Source organism: Rugamonas apoptosis (assembly GCF_014042355.1).
In the GTDB taxonomy this organism is placed as follows: domain Bacteria; phylum Pseudomonadota; class Gammaproteobacteria; order Burkholderiales; family Burkholderiaceae_D; genus Rugamonas; species Rugamonas apoptosis.
Genome location: NZ_JACEZU010000002.1, coordinates 148,753 through 166,129 on the forward strand (window position 1 = coordinate 148,753; position 17,377 = coordinate 166,129).

Annotated in this window: 18 protein-coding genes; 6 read left to right on the plus strand and 12 right to left on the minus strand. The window is 63.6% G+C overall.

Annotated elements, in window-relative coordinates; all coding sequences use genetic code 11:
* The first annotated feature begins 191 nt into the window (after window positions 1–191).
* A complete protein-coding gene (gene mutS, locus H3H39_RS04365; protein WP_182152091.1) occupies window positions 192–2,885 on the plus strand; it encodes a DNA mismatch repair protein MutS in 2,694 nt (897 codons plus the stop codon).
* Window positions 2,882–3,961, plus strand: coding sequence for a hypothetical protein (locus H3H39_RS04370; RefSeq protein ID WP_229217867.1), 1,080 nt, complete (start codon window positions 2,882–2,884; stop codon window positions 3,959–3,961). The genes mutS and H3H39_RS04370 overlap by 4 nt, the downstream gene beginning before the upstream one ends.
* 52 nt (window positions 3,962–4,013) lie before the next feature.
* Here H3H39_RS04370 and H3H39_RS04375 read toward each other — a convergent pair whose 3' ends face one another.
* Complete coding sequence (locus tag H3H39_RS04375) at window positions 4,014–4,553, minus strand: FKBP-type peptidyl-prolyl cis-trans isomerase (RefSeq protein ID WP_182152092.1); 540 nt, start codon at window positions 4,551–4,553, stop codon at window positions 4,014–4,016.
* A gap of 113 nt (window positions 4,554–4,666) precedes the next feature.
* On the opposite strand from H3H39_RS04375, the gene H3H39_RS04380 reads away from it, so the two are divergent.
* Window positions 4,667–5,788, plus strand: coding sequence for a cupin domain-containing protein (locus H3H39_RS04380; RefSeq protein WP_182152093.1), 1,122 nt, complete (start codon window positions 4,667–4,669; stop codon window positions 5,786–5,788).
* 51 nt (window positions 5,789–5,839) lie between these two features.
* Window positions 5,840–6,316, plus strand: a complete 477-nt coding sequence (locus tag H3H39_RS04385; protein WP_182152094.1) for a DUF7931 domain-containing protein — start codon at window positions 5,840–5,842, stop codon at window positions 6,314–6,316.
* Between the two features lie 259 nt (window positions 6,317–6,575).
* Here H3H39_RS04385 and H3H39_RS04390 read toward each other — a convergent pair whose 3' ends face one another.
* From H3H39_RS04390 to H3H39_RS04435, 10 genes are all read right to left on the minus strand, one after another.
* Entirely contained in the window at window positions 6,576–6,929 is a 354-nt protein-coding gene (locus H3H39_RS04390) for a hypothetical protein (protein WP_182152095.1), read from the minus strand.
* Between the two features lie 178 nt (window positions 6,930–7,107).
* Window positions 7,108–8,265, minus strand: coding sequence for an NlpB/DapX family lipoprotein (bamC, locus tag H3H39_RS04395; protein WP_229217868.1), 1,158 nt, complete (start codon window positions 8,263–8,265; stop codon window positions 7,108–7,110).
* Between the two features lie 92 nt (window positions 8,266–8,357).
* Entirely contained in the window at window positions 8,358–9,236 is an 879-nt protein-coding gene (dapA, locus tag H3H39_RS04400; RefSeq protein WP_182152096.1) for a 4-hydroxy-tetrahydrodipicolinate synthase, read from the minus strand.
* An 85-nt stretch (window positions 9,237–9,321) separates the two neighbouring features.
* Window positions 9,322–9,870, minus strand: coding sequence for a class I SAM-dependent methyltransferase (locus H3H39_RS04405; RefSeq protein ID WP_182152097.1), 549 nt, complete (start codon window positions 9,868–9,870; stop codon window positions 9,322–9,324).
* Window positions 9,867–11,069 carry a tryptophan--tRNA ligase gene (locus H3H39_RS04410; protein ID WP_182152098.1) on the minus strand — a complete coding sequence of 401 codons (1,203 nt, stop codon included), beginning with the start codon at window positions 11,067–11,069 and terminating at the stop codon, window positions 9,867–9,869. The genes H3H39_RS04405 and H3H39_RS04410 overlap by 4 nt, the downstream gene beginning before the upstream one ends.
* A gap of 6 nt (window positions 11,070–11,075) precedes the next feature.
* Entirely contained in the window at window positions 11,076–11,732 is a 657-nt protein-coding gene (locus tag H3H39_RS04415) for a site-2 protease family protein (RefSeq protein ID WP_182152099.1), read from the minus strand.
* 95 nt (window positions 11,733–11,827) lie between these two features.
* Window positions 11,828–12,454: an L-threonylcarbamoyladenylate synthase gene (locus H3H39_RS04420; protein ID WP_182152100.1), complete on the minus strand. Its 627-nt coding sequence runs from the start codon at window positions 12,452–12,454 to the stop codon at window positions 11,828–11,830.
* A gap of 42 nt (window positions 12,455–12,496) precedes the next feature.
* Entirely contained in the window at window positions 12,497–13,378 is an 882-nt protein-coding gene (gene htpX, locus H3H39_RS04425; RefSeq protein ID WP_182152101.1) for a protease HtpX, read from the minus strand.
* 93 nt (window positions 13,379–13,471) lie between these two features.
* Window positions 13,472–14,305: a 3',5'-nucleoside bisphosphate phosphatase gene (locus H3H39_RS04430; RefSeq protein ID WP_182152102.1), complete on the minus strand. Its 834-nt coding sequence runs from the start codon at window positions 14,303–14,305 to the stop codon at window positions 13,472–13,474.
* A 98-nt stretch (window positions 14,306–14,403) separates the two neighbouring features.
* Window positions 14,404–15,282, minus strand: a complete 879-nt coding sequence (locus H3H39_RS04435) for an alpha/beta fold hydrolase (protein WP_182152103.1) — start codon at window positions 15,280–15,282, stop codon at window positions 14,404–14,406.
* A 181-nt stretch (window positions 15,283–15,463) separates the two neighbouring features.
* On the opposite strand from H3H39_RS04435, the gene H3H39_RS04440 reads away from it, so the two are divergent.
* Entirely contained in the window at window positions 15,464–15,988 is a 525-nt protein-coding gene (locus H3H39_RS04440; protein WP_182152104.1) for a gamma carbonic anhydrase family protein, read from the plus strand.
* A gap of 5 nt (window positions 15,989–15,993) precedes the next feature.
* Window positions 15,994–16,941: an Hsp33 family molecular chaperone HslO gene (hslO, locus tag H3H39_RS04445; RefSeq protein ID WP_182152105.1), complete on the plus strand. Its 948-nt coding sequence runs from the start codon at window positions 15,994–15,996 to the stop codon at window positions 16,939–16,941.
* Window positions 16,942–17,037: 96 nt separating this feature from the next.
* On the opposite strand, the gene H3H39_RS04450 is transcribed toward hslO, so the two are convergent.
* Window positions 17,038–17,364 (minus strand): hypothetical protein, encoded by a 327-nt coding sequence (locus tag H3H39_RS04450; protein WP_182152106.1) that lies wholly within the window; start codon window positions 17,362–17,364, stop codon window positions 17,038–17,040.
* Window positions 17,365–17,377 lie beyond the last annotated feature (13 nt).

A 17,377-nucleotide genomic window follows, 5' to 3' on the forward strand; every position in this document is an offset into this window, starting at 1 on the left:
ATCTCACTATAGCACTGAGTACCACAACGAACAGGCAACAGCCCCGAAGTCCAGCCAGAAGGTACAGCACTTGCCGCCCAACGCGCGCCGCACAGCTATGCTGCCCCCGAACGCGGTAAAATGCAGGGTTAATCGCGCGGCAGCCTGCGCTGCCGCAAAACCAGACTCATCGCACCGCCGAAAAAGAACCAATGACCACCGTCCCCAACGAAATCAACGCCGCAGCCGTCAAGAACAGCCCCACCGAAAAAGTGACCCCAATGATGCAGCAATATTTACGCATCAAGGCCGAGCATCCGACGATGTTGGTGTTCTACCGCATGGGCGATTTCTACGAGCTGTTCCACGAGGACGCGGAGAAGGCGTCGCGCCTGCTGGGCATTACGCTCACGGCGCGCGGTTCGTCGGGCGGCCAGCCGATCAAGATGTGCGGCGTGCCGTTCCATTCGCTGGAAGGCTATCTGGCCAAGCTGGTCAAGATCGGTGAGTCGTGCGCCATCTGCGAGCAGATCGGCGATCCGGCCACCAGCAAGGGCCCGGTCGAGCGCAAGGTGATGCGGGTGGTCACGCCCGGCACCCTGACGGACGCCGACCTGCTGCCGGAAAAGGCGGAACGCCCGCTGCTGGCCATGTGCCTGATCAGCCAGCGCAAGGTGGTCACGGCCGGCCTGGCGTGGCTGTCGCTGGCCAGCGGCGCGCTCAAGCTGATGGAGTTCTCGGGCGACAGCCGCACCGTCAGCACCCGCCTGCTGCAGGAACTGGAACGCATCGCGCCGGCCGAGATCCTGCGCGGCGATAACGCGGACCTGTTCGAGGAAACCATGGCCTGCCACGTGAACCGCGTGCCAGACTGGCATTTCGACGTGGTGAGCGGCCACAAGGCGCTGCTGGACCAACTGAGCGTGGCCACGCTGACGGGCTTCGGCGCCGATGGCTTGGGCGCGGCCTTCGGCGCGGCCGGCGCGTTGCTGCGTTACGCCCAATCGACCCAGGGCCGCGGCTTGCAGCACGTGCGCAGCCTGACCACGGAAACGGAAAACGAATTCATCGGCCTGGACGCGGCCACCCGCCGCAACCTGGAACTGACGGAAACCATCCGCGGCCAGGAGTCGCCCACCCTGTTCTCGCTGCTGGACCACTGCCGCACGGCCATGGGTTCTCGCCTGCTGCGCTACTGGCTGCACCACGCGCAGCGCGCGCAGGGCGTGGCGCGCGCGCGCCACGAGGCGATCGGCGCGCTGGCCGCCAGCGATGTGACGGGCGCCCTGTCGGCCACGCTGGCGCAGGTGCCCGACATCGAACGCATCACCACCCGCATCGCGCTGCTGTCGGCCCGTCCGCGCGACCTGGCCAGTTTGCGCGACGGCTTGCAGCAACTGCCGGCCCTGCGTCACGGCATGCAGCGCAGCCTGACGGGCGCTGACGACAGCCTGTTGGCGCAGACCGCCGCCGCCTTGTCCACGCCGGAGGATTGCCTGGACTTGCTGGTGCGGGCCGTGGCCCCGGAACCGGCGGCCATGGTGCGCGACGGCGGCGTGTTCGCACGCGGCTTCGACGCGGAGCTGGACGAACTGCGCGCGCTGTCGGAGAACGCGGGCCAGTTCCTCGTCGACCTGGAGACGCGCGAGCGGGCCCGCACCGGCATCGCCAACCTGCGCGTGGAGTACAACAAGGTGCATGGCTTCTACATCGAAGTCACCAACGGCCAGGCCACCAAGGTGCCGGACGATTACCGCCGCCGCCAGACGCTGAAGAACGCGGAGCGCTACATCACGCCGGAGCTGAAGGCGTTCGAGGACAAGGCGCTGTCGGCGCAGGACCGCGCGCTGGCGCGCGAGAAGCTGCTGTACGATCAGTTGCTGGCCGACCTGGCGCCGCACATCGGCACGCTGCAGACGATCTCGCAGGCGCTGGCACGGCTCGACGCGCTGACCGCCCTCACCCAGCACGCGCTGCGCCACAACTGGTGCGCGCCGCAACTGGTGGCCGAACCGTGCATCAACATCGCCGAGGGCCGCCACCCGGTGGTGGAAGGCCAGATCGAGCGCTTCATCGCCAACGACTGCCGCTTCGTCAACGAACGCCGCCTGCTGCTGATCACGGGCCCCAACATGGGTGGTAAATCGACCTTCATGCGCCAGGTGGCGCTGATCACATTGCTGGCCTACGTGGGCAGTTATGTGCCCGCCACCAGCGCTGTGATCGGCCCCATCGACCGTATCTTCACCCGCATCGGCGCCACCGACGATTTGGCCGGCGGCCGTTCCACCTTCATGGTGGAGATGACGGAGGCGGCCGCGATCCTGAACGGCGCTACCGAACACTCGCTGGTGCTGATGGATGAAGTGGGCCGCGGCACGTCCACCTTTGACGGTCTGGCGCTGGCGTGGGCCATCGCGCGCCACCTGATCGACACCAGCCGCAGCTTCTCGCTGTTCGCCACCCACTACTTCGAACTGACCCAGCTGCCCGAGAGCCATCCGACGGCGGCCAATGTGCACCTGTCGGCCGTGGAGCACAAGGACAGCATCGTGTTCCTGCATGCGGTGCAGGATGGCCCGGCCTCGCAAAGCTATGGTTTGCAAGTGGCGCAACTGGCCGGCGTGCCGCAGCCCGTGATCAAGGCCGCCCGCAAGCACCTCGCGCGGCTGGAGGCGCAGGCGCTGGACGCCACACCGCAATTGGATTTGTTCGCCGCACCGGCGGTGGACGCCGACGACGAAGCGGTCACCCATTCCGCCCCGGCCGACAACTCGGCCGACAACCCGGCCGTCCAAGCGCTGCTGGGCGCGCTCGACGCGCTGGACCCGGACGCGCTGTCGCCGCGCGAAGCGCTGGAACGCCTGTACGAGATCAAACGCCTGGCGCAACCGGCACTGGCATGATGTACTGCGCGGGCTCGCTACTTCGCCGCTCGCCGGGCGCGATGCGGACGGCGCAGGCCACGCTGGTGGCGCTGGCCTTCGCCTTGCCCGCGCCGGGTGCATGGGCAGGCGGACACGCGAAGCCGGCATCCAGTTCCGCACAAGCCACCGGCACACGTGGCGCGCCATTCCAATTCAGCGTGGTCGGCCACATTTGGGGTAACGGCGGGGGCAACAACGGGGGCAACGGCGCGAGCAGTAGCGCAAACACCGGCGGCGGCGACGAATCCGCGCTGCGGCGCATCCTGGCCGACGCCAGCGCCGCCAATCCCGCCTTCGTCATCGCGACCGGCGTCAAAGCCGGTGCGGAACCTTGCAGCGACAAGCTGTACGCCCAACGCCGCCAATTATTCAACGAGGTGGACGCGCCGCTGATCGTGTCGCTGGCCGGCGACGACTGGACCGAGTGCCTCAATTCGGCCGGCCGCTCCAACGCCATCGAACGCCTGAACCGGCTGCGCGAACTGCTGTACGCCGATAGCCAGTCGCTGGGCAGCCGGCGCCTGACGCTCACGCGCCAGTCGGGCACGGCCAAGTTCCGCAGCTACGCGGAGAACGCGCACTGGGAATACGGCAACGTGCTGTTCGCCACCATCAACCTGCCTGCCAAGAATAATCACTTCCGTCCCGAGGCAGGCCGCAACAGCGAATACGAGGACCGCCTGGTGGCCAACCGCGCCTGGCTGCACCGCCTGTTCACGCTGGCCGAACACCGCAAGCTCGATGGCCTCGTGCTGTTCTCGGACGGCGACGTCGGCCTGCAGGCGGAAAAAAGCTTTTCACTGCTGTCTGGCTTCCTGCCGAAACAGGATGGCTACGCCGAACCAAGGCGACAGATCAGCAACCTGGCGGAGCAATACAAGGGAACGGTGCTGCTGGTGGATACCCAGGGGACGGGCAATGAACCGGCCATCAACTGGCACGGCAAGGTGGGGCATTTGAGCCTGGCCGCCGACTGGGCCGAGGTGCGCGTCGCGCCCGGCGCCGCCACCCTGTTTGTGGTCAAGGGTGGCAACGCGGACGCGGCGCCGCAATAGACAGCAACCGCATGGCCGCGCACGGCGGCCGATGCGGCTACGGCATACTGACTTAGTGGATCGGGTGGATGGCGACGTGATCGCCGTCCTCGCCCTCGTCACCGTCGTCGCCGTGGTGATGGCCATGGGCGCCATGCACGTGCTCGTGGGCGATTTCCTCGTCGGTGGCAGGACGCACGTCGGCCACGTTCAGCGAGAAGCGCAGTGCCATGCCGGCCAGCGGATGGTTACCGTCCAGCACAACCTTGTCGTCGGCGATATCGGTCACGGTGAAGATCATGGCTTCTTCGTCGGCGCCGTCGGGCATGCCTTCGAACTGCATGCCCACTTCCAGCGGCTCTGGCAGGCGGTTGCGCTCTTCCACCTTGACCAGCGCGGGATCGTAGTCGCCGAACGCGTCTTCCGGCTCGATCTGGATGATGGACGAGTAGCCCACTTCCTTGCCGTCCAGCTCTTCCTCGATTTTTGGCAGCGTGTTCTCGTAGCCACCGTGCAGGTAGACCATGGGCTCGCGGCCGTCTTCGATCAGATTGTCCTGCGCGTCGGACAGTTTGTAATTCACAGTCACGACCGTGTTCTTGGCAATCTTCATTGTTGTATCCTTTCTATAATGAGCAGGCAAATTATACAGCCTCGCCTCCCCCGCCACAGGAAAAGCCGCATCGGGAAGCCGCCGCCGCACGGGCGCGATTGTTATAATGAGGCATGAAAAAATTACCTCTCCTCGGCAACATCACGCCCGCCCAGTTCCTGAGCGAATACTGGCACAAAAAACCCCTGCTGATCCGTCAGGCCATCCCCGGCTTCAAGCCGCTGGTCAGCCTGGACACGCTGCAAACCATGGCCACCAAGGACCACGTGGAATCGCGCCTGGTGACGGCCACCGGCGGCCACTGGAACATGCAGCACGGCCCGCTGGAACACCTGCCGCCGCGCACCCAGAAGGAATGGACACTGCTGGTGCAGGGCGTCAACCTGCACGACGCCAAGGCTGACGCGCTGCTGCGCCAGTTCCGCTTCCTGCCCGATGCGCGCCTGGACGACCTGATGATCAGCTTCGCCACGGACGGCGGCGGCGTCGGCCCCCATTTCGATTCCTATGACGTGTTCCTGCTGCAAGCCCAGGGCCAGCGCCGCTGGCGCATCGGCCCGCAGAAGGACTTGAGCCTGATCGAAGGGCTGCCGCTCAAGATCCTGTCCAAGTTCAAGCCGAACGAGGAATTCGTGCTGGAGCCAGGCGACATGCTGTACCTGCCGCCCCACTACGCCCACGACGGCGTGGCCATCGGCGATTGCCAGACCTATTCCATCGGCTTCCGCTCGCCGTCCTATCAGGAGCTGGGCGAAGCGTTCCTGCAATTCATGGCCGACTCGATCGACCTGCCGGGCCGCTACGCCGATCCAGAGCTGGAAGCGACCAACAAGCCGGCCGAAATCCCGCGCCACATGCTGGACGCCGTGGCCGACGAACTGAACAAGGTGCGCTTCACCGAGGACGACGTCACCATCTTCCTGGGTGAACACTTGTCCGAGCCCAAGCACAACGTGTTCTTCACGGGCCCGGCCAAGCCGCTCGCGGTGGGCAAGTTCGCCGAAACGGCCGCTAAAAAAGGGCTGGTGCTGTCGCGCAAGACGCAAATGTTGTATCGTGGCAAGCACGTATTCATCAACGGCGAATCGTTCGCCATCGGCCGCGCCGACAAGGTCACGCTGGAAGCGCTGGCCAACCAGCGCGCCCTGGACGGCTCGGCCATCGCCGGCGCCTCGGACGATGTGATGGATGCGCTCTACACCTGGTATCAGGATGGCTGGATCGAACTGGCCTGAACGTCCGTACCTGGGCGGCATAGGCAGGCATAGGTATATAAGGGAGGTTCCGTGGACAAGCAAACGCGCGCGTTTTCCAGCCGGCTGGAATTTGAACAGCTGCTGCAGCTGTGCTTGTCCCGGGCCAGACTCCAGCTGCAGATGTTCGACCCCGACTTCGCGCTGTGGCAACTGGGCAGCAGCGCGACAGACGCCATCTTGCGTCCTTTTCTCAGCGGCGGCGGCAAGCTGCAATTAGTCGCCCACAGCAACGCCTACCTGGAGCGCGAGGCGCCCCGTTTCCTGCGCCTGCTCAAGGATTATGGCCACGCCATCGAATGCCGGCTCACCCACAAGAATCTGCGCCAGCTGACCGATTCCTTCTGCATCGCCGACGGGCGCGACCAGGTGCGCCGCTTCCATGCCGAGCACCTGCGTGGCGAGGCCGTATTCGACTCTCCGCCCGACACACAAGTCTGTGCGGAACGCTTCATTGCCATCTGGAAGGAATCCTCGCCCGGTTTACATGCAAGTACGGCTGGCTTATGAGCCATATCAAGGTAAAATGCGCGGTGCGCGTAAAAATGCCGGTGGTAAGTGATGATTAGGTGATAATTCCGTTCCACGGGGTTTGAAACGAAATGTTGCGATATCGCAAAATAGTTATGAAAAACGATTGATTGCGCTATTGCGATGCACCAAAAATCGCTATAATATTCGGTTAGGAAGTTTCCGTTGTCTGGCAGGCACCTTATGGTACGAAAAGCCTTCGAAGACGACCTAATGAGCGATAATTACCGGTAATTATTCATCGCAACAATGTTGTTTTTAATTTTGAATTAATTAAGGAAAACCCCATGAAAAAATCCCTGCTGATCGTCTCCCTGCTGGCTGTTGCTCTGGCTGCTTGCTCGAAAAAAGAAGAAGCGCCTGCCGCTCCTGCTCCAGTAGCCGCTCCTGAAGCCGCTGCTCCTGCTGCCGCTCCAGCCGCTCCTGCTGCTGACGCTGCTGCTCCTGCTGCTTCGGCTGCTGCTCCTGCAGCTTCGGACGCTGCTGCTGCTCCTGCCGCTTCGGCTGCTTCGGCTGCTTCCGCTGCTTCGAAGTAATCAGCTTGTGTAAAGAAACCGGTCTTCGGGCCGGTTTTTTTACGCCTGGACTTCAAGAAACCGGCTCATGGGCCGGTTTTTTTACGCCCAAACAACTGCCATTGCCGCACGTCATGTCTTCAATATAGTTCAGCCAGTTTCATAATCAAGGCAAGGGGCGTAAAAAAACCGGCCAGCGGCCGGTTTCTGTGGCGGCCAGCCACGCTCGAGCGTGTGGCTGGCTGCGACTTGCCGTTATTTTAATTGCTCGTGCAGCAGGGTCAGGATCTTTTCCGCTACCGCGCCCGTTTCCGGCTTGCCGGCGTTGTTGAGCACCGTGACCAGGCTGTCGCTGCCCGAGCCCGCCTTGACGGCGATGCGGTAACGCTGCGCTTCCTTGTCCGCCTCGGAATCGCCCCAGCTGAACAGTTTGCTGAAGAAGCCCTTGGTTTCGCCCGCGTCCTGGTTCACATAGCGCACAAAGTACGTGCCCTGGGTACGGTCGCGGTCTTCCACCGTGAAGCCGGCGCGGTCCAGCGCCAGGCCCACGCGGCGCCAGGCACGGTCGAAGCCCTCGTCCACCGACACGGCGCGCTCGGCGCCCGCCCCCACCAGCGTGGCGTGCTGCGGCTGGACGATGGCGTTCGATACCGCCGTCTTGGCCTGCGCGTCTTCCGTGCTGCCCAGCTTGGTCATCAGGCGTGCCAGGAATTGCGCTTCCAGGCCGGGATCGTTGGGACGGGCGGTCCACATCGTCGATTCCTTCTGGGCGCCCGTCACCACTTCCTGGGCGCCGCGGTGGCTGATGTAGACTTCGGTACTGCCATCGGCGGCACGTTCGAGGCGGGTACGGAACTTGTCGCGCTCACCGCTCGAATAGAGCGAATCGAATACCTTGCCCACCGTATTGCGGATGAAATCCTGCGGAATCTTGGCCCGGTTCTCGTTCCATTCCGTTTCCATCAGGCCAGCAGCTGGCATGTCCAGCGCCAGCGTGAAGCCCGAGTCTTCCCAGAACTGTTTCAGTTGCGGCCACAGCTGCTCCGGCGTCTGCTTGACGACCAACCAGCGCTGGTTGCCGGCACGTTCCACGCGGATGTCGTTCAACGCGGCAGGCGCCACAACCGTGCCGGCCTGCACTGCGGCGACCGGGCTGTTGCCTTTTTGCGCGTTATAGCCGGATGCGGTGGCGATGCCGTTGGCCGAATCGGGCAGCGAGTAGCGGTTATCTTTCTGCAATTGCGTCAGATCCGGCGGCACGTCGAGCGTGCTGGCCTTTTTGGCGGACTTGTAATCCACCTTGTCATTGCCGACAACGGAACCGATCATGCCGCAACCGGTCAAACTGGCCATCAAGGCGCCCACGATCAGGGCACGCTGCGAGGAAATAGATGCTGTCTTGCGAATAGTCATGTCGTTACTGGTTAAGAAGCTGGATGACAGCTGGAATCAGGTTAGAGAGCGAACCGCGTGCGGCACGCGGTTCGCTGACGGTGAACAGCCAGTTACGGCAAGATGCCCGCTTCGCGCAGCGCCGCGCGCACGGCGTTGTGGCACTCGCCAGCCAGCGGCACCAGCGGCAGGCGTATGCCGGCCGGCATCATGCCCATCTCGGCCAGCGCCCACTTGACGGGCACCGGATTCGGTTCGATGAACAGTTTCTGGTGCAGCGGGAACACCTTGTTGTTGATCTCCACGGCCTTGGCGATCTCGCCCGCCATGGCGGCCTTGCACATTTCGTGCATGGCGCGCGGGGCCACGTTGGCCGTCACGGAGATATTGCCCATGCCACCGGCCAGCATCAGGGCCATGGCGGACGGATCGTCACCGGAATAGACGGCGAACGACTTGGGCGCCAGGCGCAGCAGGTCCAGGCCACGGCCGATGTTGCCGGTCGCGTCCTTGACGCCGACGATGTTGGGGATAGCGGCCAGGCGCAGGATGGTTTCGTTGCTCATGTCGGCAACGGTGCGGCCAGGCACGTTGTACAGGATGATGGGCAGGTCCACCGCTTCGGCGATCGCCTTGAAGTGCTGGTACATGCCTTCCTGGGTAGGACGGTTGTAGTACGGCACCACCAGCAGGGCGGCGTCGGCGCCAGCCTCTTTGGCGTAACGGGTCAGCTCGATCGCTTCGGCGGTCGAATTGCCGCCGGTGCCGGCGATGATGGGGATGCGGCCCTTGGTGTGCTCGACCGCGGCCTTGATCAGCGCGCAGTGCTCATCCACGGTAACGGTGGCCGACTCGCCGGTGGTGCCGACGATCACGATGCCGTCCGTACCTTCAGCGATGTGCCAGTCGATCAGCTTGTTCAAACCCGGGAAGTCCAGACTGCCGTCTGCGTGCATCGGGGTGACGATTGCTACTATGCTGCCCTTAATCATAGGAAACCAATTGCATAAAGGATTAAAACAACGATTGTAGACGATAGCCCGCGCCTGTGGTGCATCGCCACCTACAAATCACTGTTCAAAATGGCGGCAACAGGGCCGCCACGCGGGGAAAGTCCTGCTTGACGGCGCACAAGCGTTGCACCATCGCAGGTTTAGGCGCTTCAACCACACCCTCCTCGAACGCGACGACGCGCAACTCGTGGTCGCGCGCCAGCTCCAGCAGTTCGCCCGCCTGCAACAAAAAGGCGGGATTGGATGGCTTGCCGAACTGGGCGTTCCCGTCGGCGAAGGTTTCGTAAATCAACACACCGTTCGCCGCCAGGCTGTCCACCATGGATGCCAGCAGCGGGCGGTGCAGATAATTGGTGACGACGATGCCGGCGAAGCGGCCGGGGCCGAACGGCCACACGGCGTCATCGGCCTCCAGGTCCACTTCCGAGGTGACGATGCCGGGGCCAGCGGCGGCGGCCAGCGCGGCCGGATCGCGGTCCACGGCCACCACGGCGTGATCGAGCGCGGCCAGGTGGCGCGCATGGCGGCCACTGCCGCAGGCCAGATCCAGCACTTCGCCGCCCGGAATCAGGGGCGCATAGCGGCGCACCCAGGAAGAGATGCATTCGCTCATGCGTAAGCCAGGCCCATCGCTTCGCGCACGTCGCGCATGGTTTCCTGGGCCAGCTTGCGGGCCACGTCATTGCCGTCGGCCACGATGGCGCGCACCAGCGACGGGTCGTCCAGGTATTGCTGGGCGCGCTCGTGCATGGGCTCCTGTTCCTTGATGATGGCGTCGATGACCGGCTGCTTGCATTCGATGCAGCCAATCCCGGCCGACTTGCAGCCCTTGACCACCCATTCCTTGGTGGCCGTGTCGGAATAGACTTCGTGGAATTGCCAGACCGGGCATTTGGCCGGATCGCCCACGTCCGTGCGGCGCACGCGGGCCGGATCGGTGGGCATGGTGCGTACTTTCTTGGTGACCACTTCCTTGTCCTCGCGCAAGGCGATGGCGTTGCCGTAGCTCTTGGACATCTTGCGGCCATCCAGGCCCGGCAGGCGGGAGGCGGCCGTCAAACGGGCTTGCGGTTCGACCAGGATCAGCTTGCGGCTGCCTTCCAGGTAGCCGAACAGGCGTTCGCGGTCGATCATGGACAGGCTCTGGGCGTCGTCCAGCATGGCCTTGGCCTGCTCCAGCGCATCGTCCTTGCCGTCCTGCTGGTATTCCGTGCGCAGTTCGTTGTACAGCTTGGCGCGTTTGCTGCCCAGCTTCTTCACGGCTTCCTGCGCCTTTTCCTCGAAGCCCTTCTCTTTGCCGTACAAGTGATTAAAACGGCGCGCAATTTCGCGCATCATCTCGATATGGGGCACCTGATCCTCGCCCACCGGCACCTGGCTGGCGCGGTAAATCAGCACGTCGGCCGCCTGCAGCAGCGGGTAGCCGAGGAAACCGTAGGTGGCCAGGTCGCGGTTGGCCAGGTTTTCGATCTGGTCCTTGTAGGTGGGCACCCGCTCCAGCCAGCCCAGCGGCGTGGCCATGGACAGCAGCAAGTGCAGCTCGGCGTGTTCCGGCACCTTGGACTGGATGAACAGCGTCGATTGCGAGGGGTCGATACCGGCCGCCAGCCAGTCCACCAGCATATCCCAGGTGCTGCGCTCGATAATGGCGGGATCGTCGTAATGGGTGGTCAGCGCGTGCCAGTCGGCCACGAAGAACAAACAAGGCAGTTCGGACTGCATCTTGATCCAGTTTTTCAGTGCACCGTGGTAATGCCCAAGGTGCATGGCGCCAGTGGGGCGCATGCCGGAAACGACGCGATCAGGATACATAATTGGTCAACTTAAAAGAAGGGAAAGCGGCGTGAGCAGCATACGGAGCGCATATTCGGTCAGCATGGCCAGCGGCACGACGAAGAAATTGAGGATTTTGAAGTATATCAAGGCCAGCACGATGTAAAAACCATATGGTTCAATACGGGCGAACTTGTAGGCCAGCGCATGCGGCAACGCGCTGGTGAGGATGCGGCCCCCGTCCAGCGGCGGGATGGGCACCAGGTTAAAGGCGAACATCAGGATATTGGTCAGGATGCCGGCCTGCGCCATGCGGACGAAGAACGGTTCCGTCACGCCGGCGGCCGATTCCAGCAGGGCCAACATCATCCAGCCGAACGCCATCACGAAGTTGGCGGCCGGGCCAGCCAGGGCTACCCACGCCATCTGTTTTTTCGGATTGCGCAAGGCGGAAAAGTCCACCGGCACCGGCTTGGCGTAGCCGAACACGAATTTACCGTCCGTGGCCAGGTACAACATGATGGGAATGATGATGGTACCCAGCAAGTCGATATGCTTGATGGGGTTCATGCTCATGCGGCCGGCCAGATAGGCCGTGCTGTCGCCAAAGTAACGGGCCGCGTAGGCGTGCGCCGCTTCGTGCAGGGTGATGGCGAACAGCACCGGCAGCGCGTAGACCAGGATGGTTTGATAATCGTTCATGTGGGGGATTTTATCAGAGCGGCAAAACCGCCATTGGAGCGGGCGCCACTTAAGGCGGGGTTAAGGCCCGCGCGGCGGACGGGGTGGGCGCCCACTTACAGGCCGAACACGGCGGCGTCGCCCCGGCCCTGGCGCACCAGCTCGGCCTCATTGCCGCTCAGGTCGATCACGGTGGTGGGTTCCAGGCTGCAGGCGCCGCCATCGACGATCAGCTCGATCTGCTTTTCCAGCTTGTCGCGAATGTCGTCGGCGTCCGTCAGCGGCATGTCCTCGTCGCCGGGCAGGATCAGGGTGGTGCCCAGCAGCGGCTGCTGCAGCTCTTCCAGCAGGGCTTGCACGATGGCGTTTTCCGGCACCCGCAGGCCGATGGTCTTGCGCGACGGGTGGCTGAGGCGACGGGGAACGCACTTGGTCGCCTCCAGGATGAAGGTGAACGGCCCCGGCGTGGCGGCCTTGAGCAGGCGGAACTGGCGGTTATCGACCCGCGCATAGACGCCGATCTCGCTCAAGTCGCGGCACAGCAGCGTCAAATGGTGTTTCTCATCGATACCGCGGATGCGCCGCAAGCGCTCCACGGCCGATTTGTCGTCCAGATGGCACACCAGCGCGTAGCAGGAATCCGTGGGCAGCGCGACGATGCCGCCGCCATGGATGATCTGGGCGGCCTGCTTGATCAGGCGCTGCTGCGGATTGTCGGGGTGGATCTGGAAGAATTGACTCATGAGCCGGTCACTGTGGCGCGCGAACGCCCCGCTGTTGATTTCTCACAATTGTACGCTACGCAAGGCCGCGATCCGCTGCTCCAACGGCGGATGGGTGGAAAACAGCGCGCCCCAGCCGCCGCCGGCCGTGATGCCAGAGGCCGACAACGATTGCGGCAACGCGCCCGGCGCCATGCCGCCCAGGCGGGCCAAGGCGTGCTGCATGGGCAGGCTGTTGCCCAGCAGGCGGGCCGAGCCGGCGTCGGCGCGGAATTCGCGCTGGCGCGAGAACCAGGCCACGATCAGCGAGGCGGCCAGGCCGAACACGATTTCGCACACGAACACGGTGACCGTGTAGCCGATGCCGGGGCCGCGCCGCTCGTCATCGCCCTTGAGCAGCACGCGGTCGACGAAATAACCCACCACGCGGGCCAGGAACACGACGAAGGTGTTGACCACGCCCTGGATCAAGGTCATGGTCACCATGTCGCCATTGGCCACGTGGGCCATCTCGTGGCCCAGCACGGCTTCCACTTCATCGCGGTTCATGCTTTCCAGCAGGCCGGTGGAGACGGCCACCAGGGCCGAATTCTTGAATGCACCGGTGGCGAAGGCGTTCGGTTCGCCCTGGTAGATGGCCACTTCCGGCATGCCCACGCCAGCGCGCTCGGCCAGCGTCTTGACGGTGTTGACCAGCCACAGTTCAGTGGAATTGGCGGGCGTGTCGATCACGCGCGCGCCCGTGCTCCACTTGGCCATGGGCTTGCTGATCAGCAGGGAAAAGATGGCGCCCGTAAAGCCCACCACCAGCGAGAACGCCAGCAGGCTGCCCAGGTCCAGCCCACCGTTGACGCCCGGACGGCCGATGCCCAGCACGGACAAGACGATGGACAACACCAACATCACCGCGAGGTTGGTGGCGATAAACAGGAAGATGCGCTTCATGAAAGTTTCCCTATGGCCAATGCCGAAATCCTAACGAAGCTATAAAATACGGGCGATCACTGGGAAAAACAAGCTTCTGGTCACAATCGGCCGTTAAAACCAGTCGTGCCAGATCGGCGTCACATTCGCCGGCAACGGCGGCAGCAGGGAAAAATCAATGCGCGCCTCGCCCGGCGCATGGAAATCCGTGCCGCGCGAGGCCAGGAAACCATACTGGTTGGCCAGTTGGGCATAGACGGCGTACTGGTCCGGCGTGTGGCTGCCCGTCACCACCTCGATGGCCGTGCCGCCCAATTGCTTGAATTCGTCGAACAACACACCCTGCGCCATCTGGTTGAACTTGTAGCGGCCCGGATGGGCGATCACGGCGACGCCGCCCGCGCCCCGGATCCAGCCCACGGCGTCCGCCAGGCTGGCCCAGCTGTGCGGCACGTAGCCAGGCTTGCCTTCGGTCAGGTATTTCTTGAATACTTCGGGCACGTTGGCGCAGGCGCCGATTTCGATCAGGTAGCGGGCGAAATGGGTGCGCGACATCAGGTCCGGGTTGCCCACATACTTGAGCGCGCCTTCATAAGCGTCCGGAATGCCGACGGTGGCCAGTTGGGCCGCCATTTCGCGCCCGCGCGCATCGCGCCCGGCGCGGGTACGGGCCAGGCCGGCCAGCAAGGCGGGATTGGTTTCGTCCACCTGCAGGCCGACGATGTGCACCGTCTCCTTGGCCCAGGTGATGGAAATCTCGACCCCGGACACGAAACGCATGCCCAGGTCCTGGGCGGCGATGCGGGCCGCGGCCACACCGTCCACTTCGTCATGGTCGGTCAATGCCCACACATCCACCCCCGCCTTGCGGGCATGCGCCGCCACGGCGGACGGCGCGAGCACGCCGTCGGAAACATTGGAATGGCAGTGCAGATCGACTTTTAACATACGGATACCAGGCCTTGCTTCAGCAGTACGGAAACGCTCATTGTACGCTGCCTGCCAGCGTCCCGTTAGAGCTGGCTTAACGCTGGCGCGCTTGTGTTTCAGGCGAGGAATTCCTCGATCATGCGGGCCAGCACTTCGGGTTGGTCATGGTGCAGCATGTGGCCCGCATCGTCCATCATCTTGCACCGTACGTCGGCCAGGTGGCCCAGGCGGCGTTCGATTTCAACGCGCGCCTCGGGCTTGGGGCCCATCCAGTCCCACATATTGGTATGCACTGCCTCCACCCACAGCACGGGCGCCGTGATGGCTTTCCAGCACGCCATCACTTCATCTACGTGGTACAACAGCGGCCCCATGCGCTTGTGGGCCGGGTCACCCAGGATTTCCCACTGCCCCGCTTCGTTGCGGGCCGACCAGTGCTGGGCCAGGAAGGCGGCGCGCGCGTCCGTCAGGCGCGGATTGGTCTTTTGCAGGCGGGCCGCCACCGCTTCCAGCGAGGCGTAGCCGCGCATGGTGGGCGGTTCCAGCATGTCGTCCATCCATTTGGCGTAGCGCTTCGGTGCCTGTTCTGGCCGGTTGGCGCGCAGGCCGAAACCTTCCAGGTTGATCAGGCGCCGGACGCGCTCCGGCCGCGCGCCCGCGTACAGCCCCACCACGTTGCCGCCCATGCTGTGGCCCAGCAGGTTGATGGCTTCATCGGGCGCGTAGTGGCGCAGGACGGCATCCAGGTCGGCCAGGTAATCGGGGAACCAGTAGGTGTCCGAGCCGGACCGTTCCGACAGGCCGAAACCGCGCCAGTCCGGCGCGATCACGTGCCAGTCGCCCTGCAGGGCGTCGACCACGAACTGGAACGAGGCCGACACGTCCATCCAGCCATGCACCATGACGATCTTGGGCGCGCCCACCCGGCCCCAGTGGCGCACGTGGTAGCGCAAGCCGCGTACTTGCAGGAATTCGGAACGGGATGCTGTATGCATGATGGTCTGCCTTGAAATGGGTGCGCATGGCGCAATATAGTCGGCTTGCCGGCCGGAAATCAAAATATTAGCACGACCGTTCGATTCATGTGTGCAGTGCCTCGCATTGGCCGTTTTTGGCGGGAATTGTCGCCCAGGGCGTAAAATAGCGCCATCCCGTTGCTCTCAACCAAGGTATCCCATGACTATTTACCAACTGGGCGAACACGCGCCTGACATCGCCGCTTCCGCCTTCATCGCCGACACCGCCAACGTGATCGGCAAGGTCACCGTGCATGACAACGCTTCCGTCTGGTTCGGTGTGACGATCCGGGGCGACAACGAGCGCATCACCATCGGTGAGAATAGCAATGTACAGGAATCGAGCATCATGCACACGGACATGGGCTATCCGCTGACGGTGGGCCGCGGCGTCACCATCGGCCACCAGGCCATGCTGCACGGCTGCACCATCGGCGATGGCGCCCTGATCGGCATCCAGGCCGTGATCCTGAACGGCGCCGTGATCGGCAAGGGCTGCCTGGTGGGCGCCGGCGCGCTGGTCACGGAGGGCAAGCAATTCCCGGACTACTCGCTGATCATCGGCTCCCCGGCCAAGGCCGTGCGCACGCTGACGGCGGAAGAAATCGAGCGTCTGCAAGGCAACGCGGACAATTATGTCCAGCGCGGCCAGATGTTCAAGACGCAACTTAACAAGATCGGATAAGAAACATGAGCACTACCCCGGACACCCTGCAGAAATTCATCTTTGAAAACGCCGCCGTGCGCGGCGAGTTCATCGATATTTCCGCCACCTGGCGCGAGGTGTTGTCGCGTCATCACTACCCGGCCGCCGTCAAGACGGTGCTGGGCGAAATGGTGGCCGCCGCCGCCCTGCTGTCGGCCAATCTGAAGTTCAACGGCTCCATCATCATGCAGATTCATGGCGACGGCCCGGTGCGCCTGTTGGTGGTCGAGTGCGACGCGGAACTGCGCCTGCGCGCCACCGCCAAGCTGGCGCCGGACGTGACCATCGCCGACGACGCCGGCCTGATGGCGCTGCTGAACGAACACGGCAAGGGCCGCTTCATCATCACCCTGGACCCGGCCGACAAGGTGCCGGGCCAGCAGCCCTACCAGGGCATCGTGCCGCTGGACGGCGATGACGTGGCCACCGTGATCGAAAACTACATGCTGCGTTCGGAACAGCTGGACACCAAGCTGTGGCTGGCCGCCAATGATGACGTGGCGCGCGGCCTGCTGCTGCAAAAGCTGCCCTACCACGGCGGCAAGGCCGAAGCCGTGCCGCTGTCGCAGGAAGATGCGCTGGAAACGTGGAACCGCGCCGCGATCCTCGGTTCCACCCTCAAGCGCGAAGAATTGCTGGAGACGGGAATCGACGTGCTGATGCAGCGCCTGTTCTGGGAAGAAACGATCCGCGTGTTCGACCCCGTCCATCCATCGTTCCACTGCACCTGCACCCGCGAGAAAGTGGGCAATATGCTCAAGATGCTGGGCCGCGAGGAAGTGGACAGCGTGTTAGCCGAGCTGGGCCACGTGGGCGTGAACTGCGATTTCTGCGGCCAGCACTACGACTACGACAAGGTCGATTGCGCCCAACTGTTCACCAGCAACGCGCCGGTGGAAGTGCTGATTCCCGTGGGCGAAGCCAAGCACTAAAACGTAGGGGCTGTTTCAAAATAAGAAACCCGGGGTCAGTTCCGGCAATCTGCCATATTGATGGCACGATGCCGGAACTGACCCCGCTTTTTGCGTTTACCAGTGGACGCATTTGATGGGCGCGATATCGACCGTACCCACTGCCTTACCTGCGCTCGCACGGCGCAAGTCCACCTGCTCGATGCAACTGCCGGGGAAGATCCGCTGCTGGCTGCGCGTGCACACGATGGCCGGCGCTTCCGCCTTGCTGTCGCAATAGAATCCTTCCGCAGCCATGCGCACCAGCGCTTGCTCCATCGGCATGCCGGGCATCACCGTGCCGGCCACGAAGGTGGAAAAGCGGTTCTGGTCCACCGTGTAGCATCCCGTCAGGACCGCCGCCATCGCCACGGCAATTCCCCCTATCGCCAGTCTGCGCATCATTGCCTCGCATTGC